This window comes from Thermostichus sp. OS-CIW-30, assembly GCF_054060215.1.
In genome coordinates this window covers 1-18,177 of the sequence record NZ_JBSSCZ010000003.1, presented here as the reverse complement: position 1 = coordinate 18,177, position 18,177 = coordinate 1, and the positions used below count along the sequence as shown (strand labels likewise).

15 protein-coding genes are annotated in these 18,177 nt (G+C 58.5%); 10 read left to right on the top strand and 5 right to left on the bottom strand.

The window, feature by feature from the left end; translation table 11 throughout:
- Positions 1-153 precede the first annotated feature (153 nt).
- The 3 genes from ACVWZF_RS01735 (at position 154) to ACVWZF_RS01725 (ending at position 3,462) form a co-directional block, all read left to right on the top strand.
- Positions 154-1,305: an ABC exporter membrane fusion protein gene (locus tag ACVWZF_RS01735; RefSeq protein ID WP_414329074.1), complete on the top strand. Its 1,152-nt coding sequence runs from the start codon at positions 154-156 to the stop codon at positions 1,303-1,305.
- Between the two features lie 9 nt (positions 1,306-1,314).
- The gene (gene devC / locus ACVWZF_RS01730) at positions 1,315-2,499 is read left to right on the top strand and encodes an ABC transporter permease DevC (protein ID WP_457384302.1); all 1,185 of its coding nucleotides are present in this window, start codon (positions 1,315-1,317) and stop codon (positions 2,497-2,499) included.
- Between the two features lie 225 nt (positions 2,500-2,724).
- Positions 2,725-3,462, top strand: coding sequence for a DevA family ABC transporter ATP-binding protein (locus ACVWZF_RS01725; RefSeq protein ID WP_011433168.1), 738 nt, complete (start codon positions 2,725-2,727; stop codon positions 3,460-3,462).
- Here ACVWZF_RS01725 and ACVWZF_RS01720 read toward each other — a convergent pair.
- From ACVWZF_RS01720 to hisG, 4 genes are all read right to left on the bottom strand, one after another.
- Positions 3,459-4,430, bottom strand: a complete 972-nt coding sequence (locus ACVWZF_RS01720) for a GDP-L-fucose synthase family protein (RefSeq protein WP_457394744.1) — start codon at positions 4,428-4,430, stop codon at positions 3,459-3,461. The genes ACVWZF_RS01725 and ACVWZF_RS01720 overlap by 4 nt on opposite strands.
- Before the next feature lie 97 nt (positions 4,431-4,527).
- Positions 4,528-5,712, bottom strand: a complete 1,185-nt coding sequence (locus tag ACVWZF_RS01715) for an NAD(P)/FAD-dependent oxidoreductase (RefSeq protein ID WP_457410670.1) — start codon at positions 5,710-5,712, stop codon at positions 4,528-4,530.
- Positions 5,713-6,075: 363 nt separating this feature from the next.
- Complete coding sequence (locus ACVWZF_RS01710; protein ID WP_011433163.1) at positions 6,076-6,870, bottom strand: photosystem II manganese-stabilizing polypeptide; 795 nt, start codon at positions 6,868-6,870, stop codon at positions 6,076-6,078.
- Between the two features lie 108 nt (positions 6,871-6,978).
- Positions 6,979-7,686: an ATP phosphoribosyltransferase gene (gene hisG / locus ACVWZF_RS01705; protein WP_457410669.1), complete on the bottom strand. Its 708-nt coding sequence runs from the start codon at positions 7,684-7,686 to the stop codon at positions 6,979-6,981.
- A gap of 283 nt (positions 7,687-7,969) precedes the next feature.
- Here hisG and ACVWZF_RS01700 point away from each other — a divergent pair, with 283 nt between their 5' ends.
- The 3 genes from ACVWZF_RS01700 to ACVWZF_RS01690 all read left to right on the top strand — a co-directional run bounded on the left by ACVWZF_RS01700 (position 7,970) and on the right by ACVWZF_RS01690 (position 10,621).
- The gene (locus ACVWZF_RS01700; RefSeq protein WP_414329069.1) at positions 7,970-9,091 is read left to right on the top strand and encodes a nucleotidyltransferase family protein; all 1,122 of its coding nucleotides are present in this window, start codon (positions 7,970-7,972) and stop codon (positions 9,089-9,091) included.
- Positions 9,069-9,815, top strand: coding sequence for a GvpL/GvpF family gas vesicle protein (locus ACVWZF_RS01695; RefSeq protein ID WP_011433160.1), 747 nt, complete (start codon positions 9,069-9,071; stop codon positions 9,813-9,815). The genes ACVWZF_RS01700 and ACVWZF_RS01695 overlap by 23 nt, the downstream gene beginning before the upstream one ends.
- Positions 9,816-9,958: 143 nt before the next feature.
- Positions 9,959-10,621, top strand: coding sequence for a hypothetical protein (locus ACVWZF_RS01690; protein WP_457410668.1), 663 nt, complete (start codon positions 9,959-9,961; stop codon positions 10,619-10,621).
- Positions 10,622-10,709: 88 nt separating this feature from the next.
- On the opposite strand, the gene ACVWZF_RS01685 is transcribed toward ACVWZF_RS01690, so the two are convergent.
- Positions 10,710-10,952 (bottom strand): hypothetical protein, encoded by a 243-nt coding sequence (locus ACVWZF_RS01685; RefSeq protein ID WP_414329067.1) that lies wholly within the window; start codon positions 10,950-10,952, stop codon positions 10,710-10,712.
- A 170-nt stretch (positions 10,953-11,122) separates the two neighbouring features.
- On the opposite strand from ACVWZF_RS01685, the gene pyk reads away from it, so the two are divergent.
- From pyk to dnaN, 4 genes are all read left to right on the top strand, one after another.
- Positions 11,123-12,982, top strand: a complete 1,860-nt coding sequence (gene pyk, locus ACVWZF_RS01680) for a pyruvate kinase (protein WP_414374333.1) — start codon at positions 11,123-11,125, stop codon at positions 12,980-12,982.
- Positions 12,983-13,120: 138 nt separating this feature from the next.
- Positions 13,121-13,351: a DUF4327 family protein gene (locus tag ACVWZF_RS01675; protein WP_457410666.1), complete on the top strand. Its 231-nt coding sequence runs from the start codon at positions 13,121-13,123 to the stop codon at positions 13,349-13,351.
- A 151-nt stretch (positions 13,352-13,502) separates the two neighbouring features.
- Positions 13,503-15,785 carry a RelA/SpoT family protein gene (locus tag ACVWZF_RS01670; protein ID WP_457396201.1) on the top strand — a complete coding sequence of 761 codons (2,283 nt, stop codon included), beginning with the start codon at positions 13,503-13,505 and terminating at the stop codon, positions 15,783-15,785.
- Between the two features lie 740 nt (positions 15,786-16,525).
- Positions 16,526-17,926 carry a DNA polymerase III subunit beta gene (dnaN, locus tag ACVWZF_RS01665; protein ID WP_457410722.1) on the top strand — a complete coding sequence of 467 codons (1,401 nt, stop codon included), beginning with the start codon at positions 16,526-16,528 and terminating at the stop codon, positions 17,924-17,926.
- Positions 17,927-18,177: the final 251 nt, after the last annotated feature.

Here is an 18,177-nt window from a genome sequence, read left to right as displayed (position 1 = left end):
TGCCGGCACCTTGGGGAACCCACAGGGGGTGAAAATACGGTGAGCACAAGCAACATAGAATACAGCTGGACATTTTCATCCCAAAAACTTTACACTTATTTAAGAAAAAGAGGCGGCGTTTGTCGTCTGCAAAGCCACAGCGGGTAAAAGGCCATGAACCCACGAGCGCTTTGGTCGCTGGCAGGAGTCGGGCTGCTTGGTTGTGCCGGTCTGGCATGGCTGGGATTGAGCCAACAGGGAGCCACACAGTCGGTATCGGGAAGTGCAGAGGCAACGGTGGAAATGCGGCTGCCTCCGCAAGTTGGTGCTTTGGGTCGCCTGGAGCCGGAGGGGGAAGTGCTGCGCATTGCCGGTTCCCCCGGAGAACGGCTGGGAGAGCTGCTGGTGGCCGAGGGGGATCGCGTGGTGGCAGGCCAAGTGCTGGCCCGCTTGGAAAGCTACGCCGAGCGGTTGGCGGAGCGAGAGTACGCTGCCGCCCAACTTCAAGAGGCCCGCGCCCGGTTGCAGGCCGAGACCCGTTTCAGTCAGGCCCAAATCCAAGAGGCACGCACCCGCCTCAGCCGTCTGGACGAGCCGCAACAGATGCAAATCCGCTCCCAGGAAGCGGTGGTGGAACGTATCCGGGCAGAACTGGCCGATGCCGAGGCCAATCTGGCCCGCTTTCAGGAGCTCTGGCAGGAAGGAGCAATCTCGCAACAAGAGCTGGATCAACGCCGGCTGCTGGTGCGGCAACGACAGGAGGACTTGCGGGCTGCCGAAGCCACCCTGAGCCAACTGCGCCTGGCCCGTGAGCGGGATCTGCTCAATGCCCAAGCCCAAGTCCAAGCTGCCGAGGCGGGACTGAGTCTGGCCCAAGCCCAAGTCCAACTGGGATCCCTGGCCCGCAATCTGGAACTGGCAGAAGCTCGCCTAGAGCGCACCCTCATCCGTGCCCCTCGGGCTGGACAGGTGCTCAAGATCCACACCCGCCCTGGAGAGGTCATCCCCGCCGGCGAGGGCATTCTCGAGCTGGGCAACACTGACCAAATGATGGTGGTGGCCGAGGTCTACGAAACAGACATCTTGCGGGTTCGGCCAGGCCAGCAGGCCACCATTAGCAACCGCGCTCTGCCAGAAACCCTGCAGGGCCGAGTGGAGCGGGTAGGCCTGCAGATTGGCAAGAAAGATGTGCTCAACACCGACCCAGCTGCCGATGTGGATGCCCGTGTAGTAGAGGTGTATATCCGCCTGGATCCGGAGAGCAGCGCCCGCGTGGCTGGCCTGACCAACCTGCAGGTGAATGTGGCCATCGATGTCGAGGGGTAGGCTCAGCCCATGTACAGCCTGTTCAGTGTGGCTTTTATCGCGCGCCGGATCCCGTTGGCCTGGCTGCAGTTGACGCGGGAGAAGATCCGCCTGCTGGTGGCCCTGGCGGGCATTGCCTTTGCTTGCATCTTGATGTTCATGCAGTTGGGCTTCCAAGACAGTCTGCTGGAAAGTGCCATCCGCTTCCACGTGGCCCTGAAGGGAGAGATCTTCCTGGTCAGCCCTCAGTCCAACGCCCTGATTGCCATGAACACCTTCTCCCAGCGGCGGCTGTATCAGGCTCTGGGCTTTGAGGGGGTGCGGGCCATCTCGCCTGTCTATGTGGGCTTTGCCCTCTGGAAAAACCCAGAGACCCGCCGTACCCGCAGCATTTTTGTGGTAGGAGTGGATCCCTCGGCTGATCTGTTGGACTTGCCGGAACTGACGCCGGACAAGCTGGAAGAGATCAAAAAGGCGGACGTGGTGCTGTTTGACCGCCGCTCCCGCAGCGAGTTTGGCCCCATCCCAGAGTGGTTTGAGTCCGGGCGAGAGGTGGTTACTGAGGTGGGAAACCGCCGCGTCCAGGTGGGGGGCCTGTTTGAGATGGGGGCCACCTTTGGAGCCGACGGCACCATTCTCACCAGCGATCTCAATTTCCTGCGCATTTTTCCGCAGCGGGGGCGTGGCCTGGTGGATATCGGCGTGGTGCAGCTTCAGCCGGGGGTGGATCCGGATCCCTTGGTGCGGCAGATGCGGGCTTTGCTGCCGGAAGATGTGCGGGTGCTCTCACGGGCGGAGTTTATCGATATGGAGCAAACCTACTGGGAAGAGGGCACAGCCATCGGCTTTATTTTCGGCCTGGGGGTGGGCATGGGCTTTATTGTCGGCATTGTGATTGTCTATCAAATTCTCTACACCGATGTGTCGGATCACCTGGCGGAATATGCCACTCTCAAAGCCATGGGCTATACCGATACCTACCTGCTGGGGGTGGTATTTCAGGAGGCGCTCCTGCTGGCCGGCTTGGGGTACATTCCTGCCTTTGCCCTGTCGGTTTTGCTCTACGATTTGACGGCCAATGCCACGTTGCTGCCTATTGCCATGACCTTCAACCGGGCAGTGCTGGTGCTGGGGCTGGCGGTGAGCATGTGTTTCATCTCAGGAGCGATTGCCGTGCGACGGCTGCGGGCAGCGGATCCTGCCGACATTTTCTAGAGTTTTGGCTGTGGGCAGGGCGCCGGGGCGTTGGTAAGTCAATAGTCTGCCAAAGGGGATCGGATGGATGGTGAAGGGTTTGAGCTAGGCTGTCTAAAAACTTCTGGGATCCTCATCAACGCTCTCCGGCCAAAGGTTTCTAAATGGTCTCATCTCAACGCTCCAAATGACGGCCTAAGTGGTCAATGAGTTGTCAACGCAAAGTTTTGAGATTTTGAGTTTCCTATGCTGACTCCTCTTCTCGATCAAGCTGCCCTTGCTTCTGCCCAGAATGCCGTTGAGCCAGTGGTGAAAGCCGAAGGTGTAAACCACTATTTCGGCGAGGGATCCCTGCGCAAGCAGATTCTCTTCGACATTAGCTTTGCCCTGCAGCCAGGGGAGATCGTGCTGCTGACTGGCCCTTCCGGCTCCGGCAAAACCACCCTGCTGACGCTGCTGGGGGCCTTGCGCTCGGTGCAGGAGGGCAGCTTGCGGGTGTTGGGACAGGAGCTGCGGGGAGCTCAGCCCAGTACTCTCATTCAAATCCGCCGCCAGGTCGGGTACATTTTCCAGGCCCATAACCTGCTGCGATCCCTGACGGCAGCCCAAAACGTGCGCATGGCCCTGGAGCTGCACAACGGCCTCTCTCCTCAGGAAGCCCAGCAGCGAGCGGAAGCAATGCTGGCGGCGGTGGGCCTGGGGGATCGCGTCCACTACTACCCGGAACAGCTTTCCGGCGGACAAAAGCAGCGGGTGGCCATTGCCCGCGCCTTGGTTAGCCATCCCAAGCTGGTGCTGGCGGACGAGCCCACGGCAGCCCTAGATAGCAAGTCGGGTCGCGAGGTGGTGACCCTGATGGAGAAGTTGGCGCGGGAGCAGGGTTGCACCATCCTCATGGTGACCCACGACAACCGCATCCTGGACATTGCAGATCGGGTGCTGCACATGGAAGATGGCCGGCTGGAGAGCCAAGCCGTTGCCTAACTTTGCCCAGCACAGGCGTGGCAGCGGTACCAGTCAATGGTGCGCTGCAGACCTTCTCGCAGGCCGACTTTGGCCACAAAACCCATCCTCTCTCGGGCTTTGGAGACATCCAGACAGCGGCGGGGTTGGCCGTTGGGCTTGTCCGTTTGCCAGCGGATCTCTCCCCGGAACTCCATCAGCTCGCAGATGAGGGCAATCAGATCCCGGATGGAGATCTCTTCGCCGGTGCCCAGGTTCAAGGGATCCGCCCCGTCGTAAAGCTGGGTGGCCATGACAATGCCGCGGGCCGCATCTTCAGCGTAGAAAAACTCGCGGGTGGGGCTGCCATCCCCCCACACTTCGACGTAGTTTTGGCCCCGTTGCTGCGCTTCGTGCACTTTGCGGATCAAGGCTGGGATGACGTGGGAGCTTTCGGGGTCGAAGTTGTCCATGGGGCCGTAGAGGTTCACCGGCAGGAGGTAGATGCCGTTGAAGCCGTACTGCTGCCGGTAGGCCTGCAGCTGCACCAGCAGGGCTTTCTTGGCGATGCCGTAGGGGGCGTTGGTCTCCTCTGGGTAGCCGTTCCAGAGATCCTCTTCCTTGAAGGGAACGGGGGTGAACTTGGGATAGGCGCAGATGGTGCCCACGCAGACAAACTTCTCCACCCCGGCCAGGTAGGCGGCGTGGATGAGCTGGGATCCCATGATGAGGTTGTCGTAGAAGAGTTCTGCCGGCTTGGCTTGGTTGAGGCCGATGCCACCCACGTGGGCGGCCAAATGGATGACGATATCTTGCCCTTGCACCACCTCTTGGCAGACTTCCCAACGGCGCAGATCCTGGGTGCGGGAGCGCGGGATGCGCACCTGCTCTGGCTTTACCCCCAGCACCTGCAACTGTTGCAGCACATGTTTGCCCAAAAAGCCGCTGCCCCCTGTGAGCAAAATGCGCTTCTGGCTGAGATCGACGGAGCTGGGCAAGCTGTTGGGCATAGATCCGACGCAGAGAACTTCCGGCTTTCATTATGCTGCAGACGGGATAGCCGTATTCCAGACTTGTTGGCGATGGTCATCGAGAATAGGCAAGGCATCAACTCAAAACCTGGGCAAACCGCGCCGGCGACAGAGCAGGGATCCATTCATCCGCTTGTCCATAGGCTTGTTGGGCGAAGCGACGGGCCAAAGCGGGCAGGATGGGCAGGGGATTGCTGAAGCCGGAAAACAGTTGTAAGCCTTCCCAGCCGGGCAGGGATCCCACCAGAGGCTGGTGATCAGCGCTGAAGGCCACCAAGCAGCGATACCACCGTCCAGGCAGGTGGGCCAACTTGGGCAGGTAGCGACCGGCTTGTGCCCGGATCTGGGCTTCGCTGGCGGCTGCATCCACCTCGGCATGGGGATCCGTCAATACCCGGCTGATCTGGCCCATGCGAATGCTGCCATCTACAAATTGCAGGATCCCGGCATCCAGAATCGGCGGGCAAAGCTCGTGCCCTGGCTCGTCCCAAAGGGGATCCCGATCGGGATGGGCGGCTTGTCGTTCCAGTTCCAAGCGTTGCACGGGCACGCTCATCACCAACGCTTTCAATTGCAAATCCGAGGGCTCCAGCTCCAGGGATTCGGCATGGGTGTAGTAGATGGGCACCCGGATTCCCGCTTGGCGCAACAGAGCCCGTGTCCAGCCGCCGGCGCACACCACCACCTGGCCTGCTCCGTAGCAGTCGGCTCCGGACTCTACGCCCGTGATGCGCGCTCCCTGCCGCCGCAGGGCCGTTGCTGTTGCGATCAAGAGGGATCCCCCCAATCGTTGCAAGGCTTTTTGAAAGGCCAGCGCCGTCAACAAGGGGTTGATGTGGCCATGCCGAGCCCAGAGGACTACTTCCAGAGCGGCCGGATCCAGCAGCGGCTCCAGCTCGCAGGCTGCCGCCACCGAAATCCGCCGGGGTGGGATGCGACAGTCGGCCAGATCCGCCTCAACGGCCTCTGCATCGTAGCCGGGGGCAATGGGCATGAGCAGGTCCAGCTCACGAAATTGAATGTCTGCCTCCAACTCCTCTGACAGGGTGCGGTAGCGTTGGATCCCTTCTTCCCCCAAAGCTTTGAGCATCGGCGTTTTGCCCGCCCAATGGGCCAAGCCCCCGTAGCTGTAGCGGGTTGCTCCGTTCAGCACTCCATCTTTCTCCATCAGCAGAACGGATCCCCCCTGGCGGGCCAGTTCATAGCTTAGGGCTGCCCCGGTAATCCCACCGCCGATCAGAATCCAGTCGTAGTTGGCCATCACTTCCCTCTTTGCCCTGAACCTCATCTTGCGGCAAAGTGGCTCCGTTCAGGGTAGCAAGCGCAGCAGAACTCGGATCCGCACTGGTGGCGGTACTGGCTGAAGCGGAACTCACAAAGGGCTTCCTTGAGTCCAGATTGAGAGTCCCCTTGGGTCCAGGGTCAACATAAAAGGCAGGTTAGTGGCATCGGCCATCTGCAAATGAACCTGTGGCGGCATCTGGCCCAGACTTTATCGCTGCACACTTCCCCAACGGGCAAACCCAGACAGACATAGTATCAACAGAAATAGGCAGGGATCGCCGGGATCTCTGCCCATCTCAAGCCCGAAATTGGATCTCTTCTCGGCTTTCCTCAAGCCTCTTCAAGACTCCTGCGCCAGGCGAGCGTAAAACAAGCCTTGAACGCGAACAGTGTGGGGTTCCATCGCCCCTTGCTCGGTGCTGGAAGGCTGAATGCTAACAAAGGATCCCGCCATCTCCCCGGTGCTGGGATCCACGCGAGCGATCCGCAGGGACATTTTCCCCTGGGAAACCTCGTCCACCTTGCGGTTGGTGGCAAAATCATCTTTGGCAGCCTGTAGACCTACCGCAGTGTCGTAGCCGGTGTTGGATCCCCGCCCGCGCGGGTCGAGGAAGGTGCTGCTGTGATAGCCGGGCACCAAGAACTCCCCTTCAAAATCCGTCGAAGGGTCAATGGCGGAGCCCTGGGCAGTGGCGACCAAGTCCTTCACGCTAAACAGAAACGGCACCAGCTCGCGGCGGGGCATTTGGCCGGTGGTCGGCTGAAAGGTGATCCCATCCACCACTTTGAGCTCCAGCACGCCGTCTTTGGGAGTCACCTCAGCTTTAATCGGCCCCAGAGTGGCCGCTGAGATCATGATGTTTTTGGCCTTGATGAACTCTTTCTCGCCGTTCCGCTTTTCCTCTTCCACCTCAATTTGCACCGGCTGGAAGCAGACATCCGTCAGCTTCAGGGATCCCCCCCTAGGCACTTCGATACGGCCCCGGGCGTTGTCCGAGACCGAAGGGCAAATGGCGGCCTTGCCGGTGTTGCGGATCTGGTCATAGGTCAGCGGCGCCTTGGCAGCCTTAGCCGGAACAGCAAAGACGCTCAAACAAAGCGCCAACAGGATGGCGAGCAGTGGACGGTACCGCATAATCAACCTCGAAAAACCTTTTTTGAATCTGAACGCTGCTGGGGGAAATAAGCCCGAATGCCCCCATTGTACGCAATCGTGATCCCCCTCAGAGGAAGTGCCTCAAAATTAGCCACCCACCAACAGGGATCCCAGCCAGCGTTCCTGAATCTGGGTGATCAACTCGCGGATAGGCTGTTGGTTGACACGGTAGCTGATGGGATGGGCAATCAGGCGAGCTGTACTCTCGAATAGGCAGTCTCGCTCAATCAGGCCGTTTTCCCTCAGGGTGCGCCCTGTGGCTACCAAGTCGACGATGGCATCGGCCATGCCGGTGAGGGGGGCCAACTCCACCGAACCATAGAGAGAGATAAGCTCCACCGGCAAATCCAGGCGGTCAAAATACTCCCGGGCGCAGCCGACAAACTTAGAAGCCACGCGGGCATGAGCAGGCAACTGAGCTGCCGAGTGGTAGGGGCTATCTTGGGGAAGGGCCACCGACATGCGACAGTGGCCAAATTGGAGATCCAACAGGTGGGCCACCCGCGCTTCGGTGCCGGCATAGCGCTCCCGCAAGACGTCGTAGCCGACAATGCCCAACTGCGCCTGCCCGTACTCCACGTACACCGGCACATCGTGAGTGCGCACCAGCAGCGCTTCGTAGCGTTGTCCGTTCAGCCGGGTGGGGGATTCAATCCGCAGCAGGCGATTGCCGGGATCCAAAAAACGACTAAAATCGATCCCCACCTGCTGCAGGCATTGAATGGCCTCAGGCAGCAAGGCCCCCTTGGCCAGGGCAATCGTGATGGGTGGGCTGTCGGGACGGCCATCCAGCATCTTCCTCTGCCGATCTGAGTTCTGAACTTGAGCTGGGAGCAATCGATATAAGAATGCTGGGATCCCCGTCTGCCGGGTGGAACTCTCAGGAGAGACGGGGCAAAACGAGGGGCTCAGGGGAAACCCTTGGCGAAATGCCCAGAAGAGCAAGCCCCCTTGATTGTAGGGGATCGGAATCCCAGCAGCGATTCCCCAGCCTCTTGAAAGCCCCGCCGGTTCTCTGGAATGCCGATCCTGGGATGATAAAGTCAGAGCACGGTTAGCCCGGAGGAGTGATGACGGCATGAAAGCCATGATCCTGGCAGCAGGCAAAGGCACGCGGGTGCGGCCCATCACCTACATGATGCCGAAGCCGATGATCCCCATTTTGCACAAGCCTGTCATGGAATTTTTGGTGGAGCTGCTGCGGGAACACGGCTTCGACCAGATCATGGTCAACACCAGCCACTTGGCCCACCAAATCGAAGACTACTTTCGAGATGGGCAGCAATGGGGGGTTCACATCGGCTTTTCCTTCGAAGGCCATTTTGAGAACGGCCAGCCGGTGGCCGAACCTCTGGGCTCCGCTGGCGGTATGCGCAAGATCCAGGATTTCTCCGGATTTTTCGACAGTACCTTTGTGGTGCTCTGTGGGGATGCCCTGATCGACCTGAACCTCACGCAGATCGTCAACTTCCACAAATCCAAGGGAGCGCTGGCCACCGTGGTGTTGCGGCAGGTGGATCCCAGCCAGGTCTCCAGCTATGGGGTGGTAGTCACCGACGAGACGGGTCGCATCACTGCTTTCCAAGAAAAGCCTAGGCGGGAAGAGGCCCTCGGCCACACCATCAACACCGGCATCTATGTTTTCGAGCCGGAAGTGTTCGACTACATTCCCCCTGGCTGCCCCTACGACATCGGCAGCGATCTCTTCCCGGCCTTGGTGAAAGCGGGTGCCCCCTTTTATGGGATCACGGCTGACTTTCAGTGGGTGGACATTGGCCGCACCCACGACTACTGGCTGGCGGTGCAAAAAGTGCTGCGCGGCGAGATCAAGGGGGTCAAGGTGCCCGGGATCCAGATTCAACCCGGCGTATGGACGGGGATCAACATCCGCGCCAACTGGGATCGCATCCACATCGAGCCACCGGTCTACATCGGGGCCAGCAGCTATTTGGCGGACGGGGTCAAACTCATCGGCCCCACGGCAATTGGCTACGGATGTGTGTTGAATGAAGGGTGTACGCTGGATGGCAGCTTGATTTTTAACTACACCCAGATTGCGGCAGGCGTGACCCTACGCCACCAGATGGTGATGGGTCGCTACTGCATTTCCTCGGATGGCAATGCCATCGACACCGAAGAGTCCAACCTCACGTGGCTGATCGGAGATGCCCGCAGCAATGCCAACGGCAAATCCCCATAGCGCCCTCTACCTCTACGGGATCGTCGCTGCCCCTGGCCCGCGTCATCTGAGTGTGGTGGGGCTGGACAAGCAGCCGGTGCAGGTTCATGGGCTGGGATCCCTGGCCTTCTTGTACTCCCAGGCTCGACAGGAGCGCTACCTGGCCAGCCGGGCCAACTTGCTCGCCCATGAGGCCGTGCTGGAAAAAGTGATGAACGAGGGACACCGGGCTCTGCTGCCTCTGCAATTTGGCCTGGTGGTGAGCGGCTGGGAGCAGGTGGAACGGGACTTGGTGCAGCCCCGCTTGGCGGATCTGCTGGCTCTGCTGGAGCGCCTGGAGGGCAAGCGGGAGGTGGGAGTCAAAGTCTTCTGGGATCCCGAGCAGGAGCTCAAGCTGGGGCTAGAGGAAAACCCTGCCCTCAAAGCTCGGCGAGACGAAATGGCCGGCGCTCCTCTGGGGCTGGACGCGGTAGTCGAGATCGGACGGGCTCTGGAGCAGCTCTTAGAGCAGCGACGTCAGCGCATTGCCCAGACCTTTACAGCAGCCCTCAGCCCCTTGGCCAGCGACCGCGTAGAAGGAGATCTGCTCACCGAAAACATGGCCTACAACGGCTCGTTTTTGATCAATTGGGAAGATGAGCCGGTTTTTGCCCAAAAAGTAGAGGAGCTAGACCAGACCTTCCAGGGGCGGCTGCGCATTCGCTACAACAACTTCACCGCTCCCTACAATTTCGTCAAACTTTGACACACTCAGCTGTATTGGGTCACTTCTCTACAAAAGACAAGAGGAGACCGCTCGGCTGAATGGTCGAAGGCAGGGATCCTTTTGGAAATCTGCTCAGGTATTGTGGGGATGGGCGCTGCAGTCTGTAAGCCGAGGGAGACGGTATGGGGTTGCTTATTTTTATCTTGTTTTTAGCTCTGGCTGCCGGGATCTTGGCTCTAGCCCTTTACCACGAAAAGAAACGTCGAGAAGCTCTGGAGCAGGTAGCTGCACAGCTAGGAATGCGCTTTTCTGCCCAGTTGCCTGAAGAGATTCGATCTCGCTTGTTGCAAGCAGGCTTTGGACTGTTTGAACGAAGCCATGGGCGGCGTTTCTATAATTCGATGTCCAAGCGGCTGATCGATGGCACTGAGATTACCGTTTTTGATTACCAATACACCCGCGGCAGTGGCAAGAGTTCCAGCACTTATCGCCAGTCCGTCTTCTACGCCTATCACGAGGATCTTCATCTGCCGCGTTTTCGGCTGCACCCCGAAAATGCCCTTTTCCATGGCATCGCCAAAGCTTTTGGCATGCAAGATATCAATTTCGAGAGCCACCCTAAGTTCTCCCGGAGCTATCTCTTGCGAGGAGAGAATGAAGCCCAAGTTCGGCTGCGGTTCCATCCTGGCGTCCTTGGTTTTTGGGAGCAGCATCCCAACTATTGTGCCGAAGGGGCCGGCGCCCACCTCATTCTCTGGCAGAATGACCGACAGGTGAATCCCGAAGGGATGGCAGAATGGATGCGCTTGGGGGAAGAGTTGACGCAACAGCTGCGGCGTATGTAGTAGCAGAGCCTACGGCCCCCCGCCGCGAACGGTCAACCTCGGCCTAAACCTCACCCCAAGAGGGTGCGCTGCAATCTCAAGAACCTCTCTACTGAGCGCCGAGGGCCGCCAACAAATCATCTGCCAACAACACCGCCGTATAGACCAAAGCCTGTCGTTGCTCAGGAGACAAATCGCCGACGGGAGTCTGGGGATTGCTCACGATACCTTGCAATACCTTGCTGGCTATGTATTCCCGCTTGGAAACCCCTGGGCTGGAGATGGTGGGGTTGTCCAGAGAGAACTTTTGATGGTGCTCGAAGGGGAAGGCGTATTCGGGGGCAACCGGCATCGCTCGACTCCAGATGGATCTCTACACTCTGCTTTGCCTATTTTCCCATCCTCTCTCGCTGGGGATTTTAAAAAAGCGGTGCCTCAAAAAAGACATAACGGGTTATCGTAATCAGAGAGATCCCTATGTGGGGGAAGGATCTGGGCTGCTCTCCCTTGGGAACAGTGGACATGCATTTGAGGGATTCTTTTCGACGCACCAAAATTGTTGCCACCATCGGCCCTGCCAGCTCAAATCCAGCCATTCTCAGGGAGATGATCCTGCAAGGGGCAACCACCCTTCGCCTGAACTTCTCCCATGGGGATCACGAGCTACACCGCCGCAGCATTCGCCTGATCCGCCAAACCGCGATGGATCTGGGCATCCAGGTCGCCATTTTGCAAGACCTGCAGGGGCCCAAAATCCGCCTGGGCAAGTTCGCCGAAGGCTCGATCACCCTCAAGGCAGGGGATCCCTTTGTGTTGACCAGCAAACCTGTCTTGGGATCCCAAGAGCGCAGCTGGGTCACCTACGACAAGCTGGCCCAAGAAGTGCCCGAAGGAGCGACGATCCTCATCGACGATGGTCGAGTGGAGATGCGGGTGGAAGCCGTGGATCCGGAAGCGGGCGAACTCTTCTGCCGCACCATTGTCGGGGGTACCCTCTCCAACAACAAGGGGGTCAATTTCCCCGGTGTGCGCCTGAGCATCCGCGCCGTGACCCCAAAGGATAAAGAAGATCTCTACTTCGGCCTCAACCAAGGGGTGGATTGGGTGGCCCTCAGCTTTGTGCGGGATCCCTCTGATGTGCTGGAGCTGCGGGAGCTCATTGCCTCAGCCAAACGGCCTTCTTCCGGCTCAGCCGACAAGCGGGTACCCATCATCGTCAAGATCGAGAAACACGAGGCCATTGAACAGCTGCCCCAGATTTTGGCCCTCAGCGACGGTGTGATGGTGGCGCGGGGAGATCTGGGGGTAGAGCTGCCTGCGGAAGAGGTGCCGATCCTGCAGAAGCGGGTGATCGCCCTGGCCAACTCCCTGGGGATCCCGGTAATTACGGCCACCCAAATGCTGGACAGCATGGTGCACAGCCCCCGACCTACCCGTGCCGAGATCTCCGATGTGGCCAACGCCATTTTGGATGGCACTGATGCCGTCATGCTCTCCAACGAGACGGCTGTGGGCAAATACCCTGTCGAGGCCGTTGCCACCATGGCCCGCATTGCCGTGCGCACCGAGCGCGATTACTTTGACCTGACCTACGCCGACCGACGACAACGCCTTCGCACCCTTGCCATGCAGGAGCTGAGCCAAAACAACGGCAACAGTCCTGCCGGGATGCGGCCCAAAACCCTGATCACCGACTCGATCAGCCGCGCCGTGGGGGAGATCGCCCAAGAGTTGGATGCTGTAGCCGTGATGACCCTGACCAAAACAGGGGCTACTGCTCGCAATGTCTCTAAGTTTCGCCCCCGCACTCCCATCCTAGCCGTAACCCCCCATGTGGAAGTGGCACGGCGGCTGCAGTTGGTTTGGGGGGTACATCCGCTGTTGGTTATGGATTTGGCCACCACCCGCCAGACCTTTCAAGCGGCCATCAGCTTGGCTCAGGAAGATGGCTTGCTCAAGGATGGCGACTTGGTGGTGCTCAGTGCAGGAACCCTGCCAGGCGTTGCGGGATCCACCGATCTGATCAAGGTGGATGTGGTGAAAGCGGTGGTGGCTCAAGGCAAAGGGTTTGGCAAAGGCATTGTCAGCGGCCCGGCCCGCATCTTGAGATCCAGCCTCGATGCCAGCAAAATCACCGCCGGAGACATTTTGGTTGCCCAATCCACCGACGCCAACTATGTGGAGGCGATCAAACAGGCAGCCGGCGTGATTACCGAAGAAGAGGGAGCCTCCTCTCATGCAGCAGTCATTGGCCTGCGGCTGGGAGTGCCGGTGCTGGTGGGGGTCAAGGATGCTACCCGCTTAATCCGGGATGGATCTATCGTCACTCTGAACCCAGAAAAAGGCATAGTGACCGCAGGAGCCGATGGCTTGGGCTTTTAAGCGGGCCTTAAGGTTGCCTGCAATACAAACTTGTATCTCTTGCTACGAAACGAGACCCAGTTCTATGATGGGGGTGACAGGGCAAGATTTTCCCTGACCCTTCGGTGCGTCCCATTCATCCCACGTGTAGGTTAAGCTATGCCCACTTTACAAGCCACCCACTATGCGGTTGAGGCCATCCAGGAGGAAGCTCGTCGCCTCATTCAGCAGGGGGTCTTACGCCGCTCTGCAGCCATTGCCCACCTGCAACCCTTTTTCCCGCAGCGGGAGTGGCAGGCGATTGCCCAAGAGCTGGAGCTGCAAGACTACTGCCCCTCGGATCCCCTCTGCGATTTAATCGCCAACTGCGAGGAGTGGAGCGAAGACTGACTCTCGATCTGCCGAGGATGGCAAGCGGTCGGCGTTGGCAGACAGCCAATGCCTCTTTTTATTCCAGCCGTTTTTTCCTCCTCTAATCTGTCGGCGGCTAAGCTGGATGAACTATAGTCAGTAATTAAACATCCCTTTTCGCCGGGTTCGCATGGGTCAGACGGCTGTCATTGCCACCTCAGATAGAGGTCTCGACTTGAATAACCTCAGTTTTGAGGTGCCAGGGTGGCTGCGTGCTCTGCTTTCCGGTGCCGAGGATCCCGGCGATGGGTTGCGGCCCTACACGGCTGAAGAAGCCGATCTGCTGCGCCGTGCCTTTGAGTTTTCCTATTGTTTGCATCAGGGCCAAAAACGCAAATCGGGGGATCCCTACATTGCCCATCCGGTAGCCGTGGCCACTCTCCTGCGGGAGCTGGGGGGAGATGCGGTGACGGTGGCAGCGGGCCTTTTGCACGATGTTATTGAGGATACAGAAGTTACCCCAGAAGCCCTGGAAGCTGAATTCGGCTCTGAAGTTCGCCTACTGGTAGAAGGAGTTACCAAACTCTCTAAGTTCAACTTCTCCAGCAAAACCGAGCAGCAAGCGGAAAATTTCCGCCGCATGTTTGTGGCCATGGCCAAAGACATTCGAGTCATCGTGGTCAAGCTGGCGGATCGCTTGCACAACATGCGCACCCTGCAGTATCTCTCCCCCAGCAAGCAACGGCAGATTGCAGCCGAAACCATGGAAATTTTCGCCCCTTTGGCCAACCGGCTGGGGATCTGGCATTTCAAATGGGAACTGGAAGACTTGGCTTTTAAGTATCTGGACTACGAGGCTTACCGGAAGATTCAGGAATTGGTCAACGCCAAGCGCGCCGAGCGAGAGGCCGAGATCCAAGCTTTTATCGAAGAGCTGCGGCAGAACCTTCTTCAAGCGGGACTGGAACGCTTTGAGATCAGCGGACGGCCCAAACATTTGTACAGCATCTATCGCAAGATGCAGCAGCAGCACAAAGAATTTCACGAGATTTACGATCTCTCGGCAGTGCGGGTGATCGTGCATACCAACAGCGAGTGCTATCGGGTGCTGGCAGTCGTTCACAACTGCTTTCGCCCCATCCCTGGGCGTTTCAAAGACTACATTGGTCTGCCCAAGGCCAATCGTTACCAATCTTTGCATACGGCGGTGATTGGCCCGCAGGGACGACCGGTGGAGGTGCAGATTCGTACCGAAGAGATGCACCGCGTGGCTGAGTACGGGATCGCCGCCCACTGGAAGTACAAGGAGGCCGGCAGCACCACTGTCAAGCCCGACGAGGAGCGCTTCACCTGGCTGCGACAGCTCTTGGAGTGGCAAAACGACCTCAAAGATGACAAGGAGTATCTGGACACCCTTCGCGAGAACCTGTTTGAGAGCGAGGTTTACGTCTTTACGCCCAAGGGGGACTTGCTGGCTCTGCCCCAGGGATCCTGTCCGGTGGACTTCGCCTATCGCATCCACTCCGAAATTGGGGATCACTGTGCAGGAGCGCGGGTAAACAACAAGATCGTGCCCCTGGATACCCGCCTGCGCAACGGCGACATTGTGCAGATCATCACGCACAAAAATGCCCATCCCAGCCTGGACTGGATCAATTTCGTTGCCACCAGCTCTGCCCGCAATCGCATTCGCCAATGGTTTAAGCGCTCCAATCGCGAGCAAAACATCGCGCGGGGCCGGCATTTGCTGGAGCGGGAACTTGGCAAAACGGGCTTTGATGCCCTGCTCAAATCAGAGCGGATGCAGAAGGTGGCCGAAAAGCTCAACTACGCCAGCGTAGAGGATTTGTTGGCCGCTCTGGGTTATGGCGAGACGACCCCCACGCTGGTGATCCATCGGCTACAGGAGGTCAGCAGGCCGGCAGTATCTGCTCCCACAGAGGAGGAATCGCTTGAGGGATCCAAGCTGTTGTTGCCGCGGGCTTCTGTGGCTTCCAGTTCCGTCAAATCCCAATCTCCCATTCTGGGGGTGGAGGGTCTGAAACACCAGTTGGCCAAGTGTTGTAACCCGCTGCCGGGGGATCCGATTTTGGGCGTAGTCACCCGCTTTAAGGGTATTAGTATCCACCATCAGGACTGTCCACGGGTGGCTCAGGTTTCGGGGGAACGCCTGGTGCCAGTACGCTGGAACGAAGAGCAACTGCGGCAGAGCACCCAGATCTACCCGGTAGAACTGCATCTGGAGGTTATCGACCGCGTCGGGGTGCTGCGGGACATCCTTTCCCGCCTATCGGATCAAGGTATCAATGTTCGCAATGCTAAGGTACAAACTTTTGCCAACCGCACCGCCCTGATCGATCTCTGTATCGATGTACGTGATAAAAAACAGCTCACCCAGGTTCAAAGTCAACTGCGCCAGCTTTCTGACGTGCTCGTGCTGCGCTCCCGCCATCACCAAAACGGATCCCGTTGACCTACGCCTGGCCCTTCGCGGGTACGGACTCTAGACCGCATCCCTATTGCGACTCGCTCCTGCAGCAGCCCAATTTTGGGTCAGGCGCTGTCCCATCCTCATCCTGACCTCCTTTGCCGCTTCTGGTGCGCAGAGCGCTTTCCCGCTCCTCTGGGGTCTTGCCAAAAATCCCGTGTCAGCTCACAGGTGGCCAGGCAAGGCCGACAAGCCCAGAGCAATATCCCAGGCTTTCTTGGACAGCCTGTGGAAAACCTGTGGAAATCCAGCGAAGCCCGCCCCAGCTCCGATGGAGTTCCTGGCCATATCTAGGGGGAGGACTCACTACATTACGGGATCCTACACTGACTGTGCGTTAATTTTTATGAATTTGTCAGAAAACCATAACATTAGCCTGTGGAAAACCTGTGGAAAAACCTGAAAAATTTGTGGAAAACCTGTGGAAAAACCCCCCAAGTTATTAACAGGTATAAATACTCTGTGGAAAAGTGGCCAAGTTATCCACAGTTTTTCCACAGGTGGGGAATAAGCTCAAAAGCTCATGGCGCAAGGTGTTGACGATCACTTTCCACAGTTTCCACAGCCCCTACTACTACTAGATCAAAAAATTAAATTAGGCAGGGATCGAAATTTCAGATCTGTCCTACGCGCGAGGCAAATTTTCCAAAACTTGTCTGCAAGGGCAGGGATCCAGTCGGGGCAGCCGGTGTAGGATGTGCATGTTCAGCCCTCAAGTGCCCCTGATGGTGCAAGCTCAGCGTCCTGTGGATCGAGAATCGGAAACCGAGTCGTTCGCGCTGGTGTTGCGCAGCAGCAAGACTGCAGCTCCCTATCGTGGGGAGAGCCGCTTTAACGAAGCTGTTGACGCGCCGCTGGAGGGTTTTAGCTTCACCTGCGAGCAAGCCGATCTCAGCCACCACCTCGCTTCCGTTGGACGGGCTGTGGCCAGCCGCCCCGCCCTGCCCGTTTTGGCCAACGTGTTGGTAGAGGTCGATGCGGAAACTCAACGGGTTGCCCTCACTGCCTTTGACTTGAACTTGTGCATTCGCAGCGAGTTCGAGGCTCAGGTCAAGGGATCCGGTTGCACCACCCTGCCGGCCAAGCTGCTCAGCGACATCGTCAGCCGTCTGCCCAGCGGCCCAGTGACTCTTGACGCGAGCAGCCAAGCCCAGGAGAGTGCCCCTGTGATTCTCATGTCGGCAGCCGGCCAGTACCAAGTGCGCAGCATGTCGGCTGAAGAGTACCCCACCCTGCCGGAGATATCGCTTCCCGCCGCCGACGCAGATGGCGATTTTGCGGGGGAGGAAAGCCCGACAGCTCAGGCTCTGGAGCTGCCCATCGAGAGCCTGTTGCAGGGGATCGGCCAAACCCTTTTTGCGGCCTCTGGAGATGAGACCAAGCAGGTGCTCACAGGAGTGCATGTCAAGCTCTTGCCAGGGGATCCCCCTTGCCTGGAGTTTGCAGCCACCGATGGGCACCGTCTGGCGATGGTGCAGGTGGAGGCCGAAGGGATCCCGGTTGCTTCGGCCCATGGGGAAATAGGGTTGGATTTCACCATTCCTGCTCGCACTTTGCGAGAGGTGGAGCGCATCCTCGGCACACAGACCGTCACCTCTACGGTGGAGCTGAGGTTTGACCGTTCGCGTCAGCGGGACGGAGTCCCTTCCCAGGTGCAGTTTGTGCTGCCTCCTCGCGCCAGCAAAACGCAGTGCCAACAGCGGATCACCAGCCGCCTTTTGGAGGGCCAATATCCCGACTACAACCGCCTGATTCCCAGGCAATTTGAGCGGCAGATAACCCTGGAGCGTCGGCCTTTGATTGAGTCGCTGGAACGGGTGGGAGTACTTGCTGCCCAAAGAAACGACATCGTCAAGTTCAATCTTTCTGCCGCAACCCAAACCCTGCGCATCAGCACCGAGGCGCCCGATGTGGGCAGTGGCGAGGAATCGTTGCCAGTGCAGATGTCTGGTCCTGACCTGGAGCTGGCCTTCAATGTGCGTTACCTGCTGGATGCCCTCAGGGTGTTTCATACGCAGCAGGTGAGCCTGGAGCTAAACGGCGCCACGCAGCCGGCCATCTGGAAGCCCCTTGGGGCAATGCGGCTCTGTTATTTGGTTATGCCGGTGCAGCTACGGGCTACCTAGTCTTAGGAGAGCTCCACCCAGCTCTAGTCCAAAACTCTCAAGATCATCTCAGTACAAATCTACAGTTGTTTGTACAAATCTACAGTTGTTTGCATTGCCCCCTCTCCCAGAGGGAAAGGAGCCAGGGATGGTCGCGGAAGCGGCGCCGAGCGTTCAGGGAGCATGCCTCTAACCCCCAAAACCCTGAACTTTGCTGAATTTACTGAGCTTTAGGCGGTTTGGCAAAAGTCATTGAGAGGGATATAGTAGAC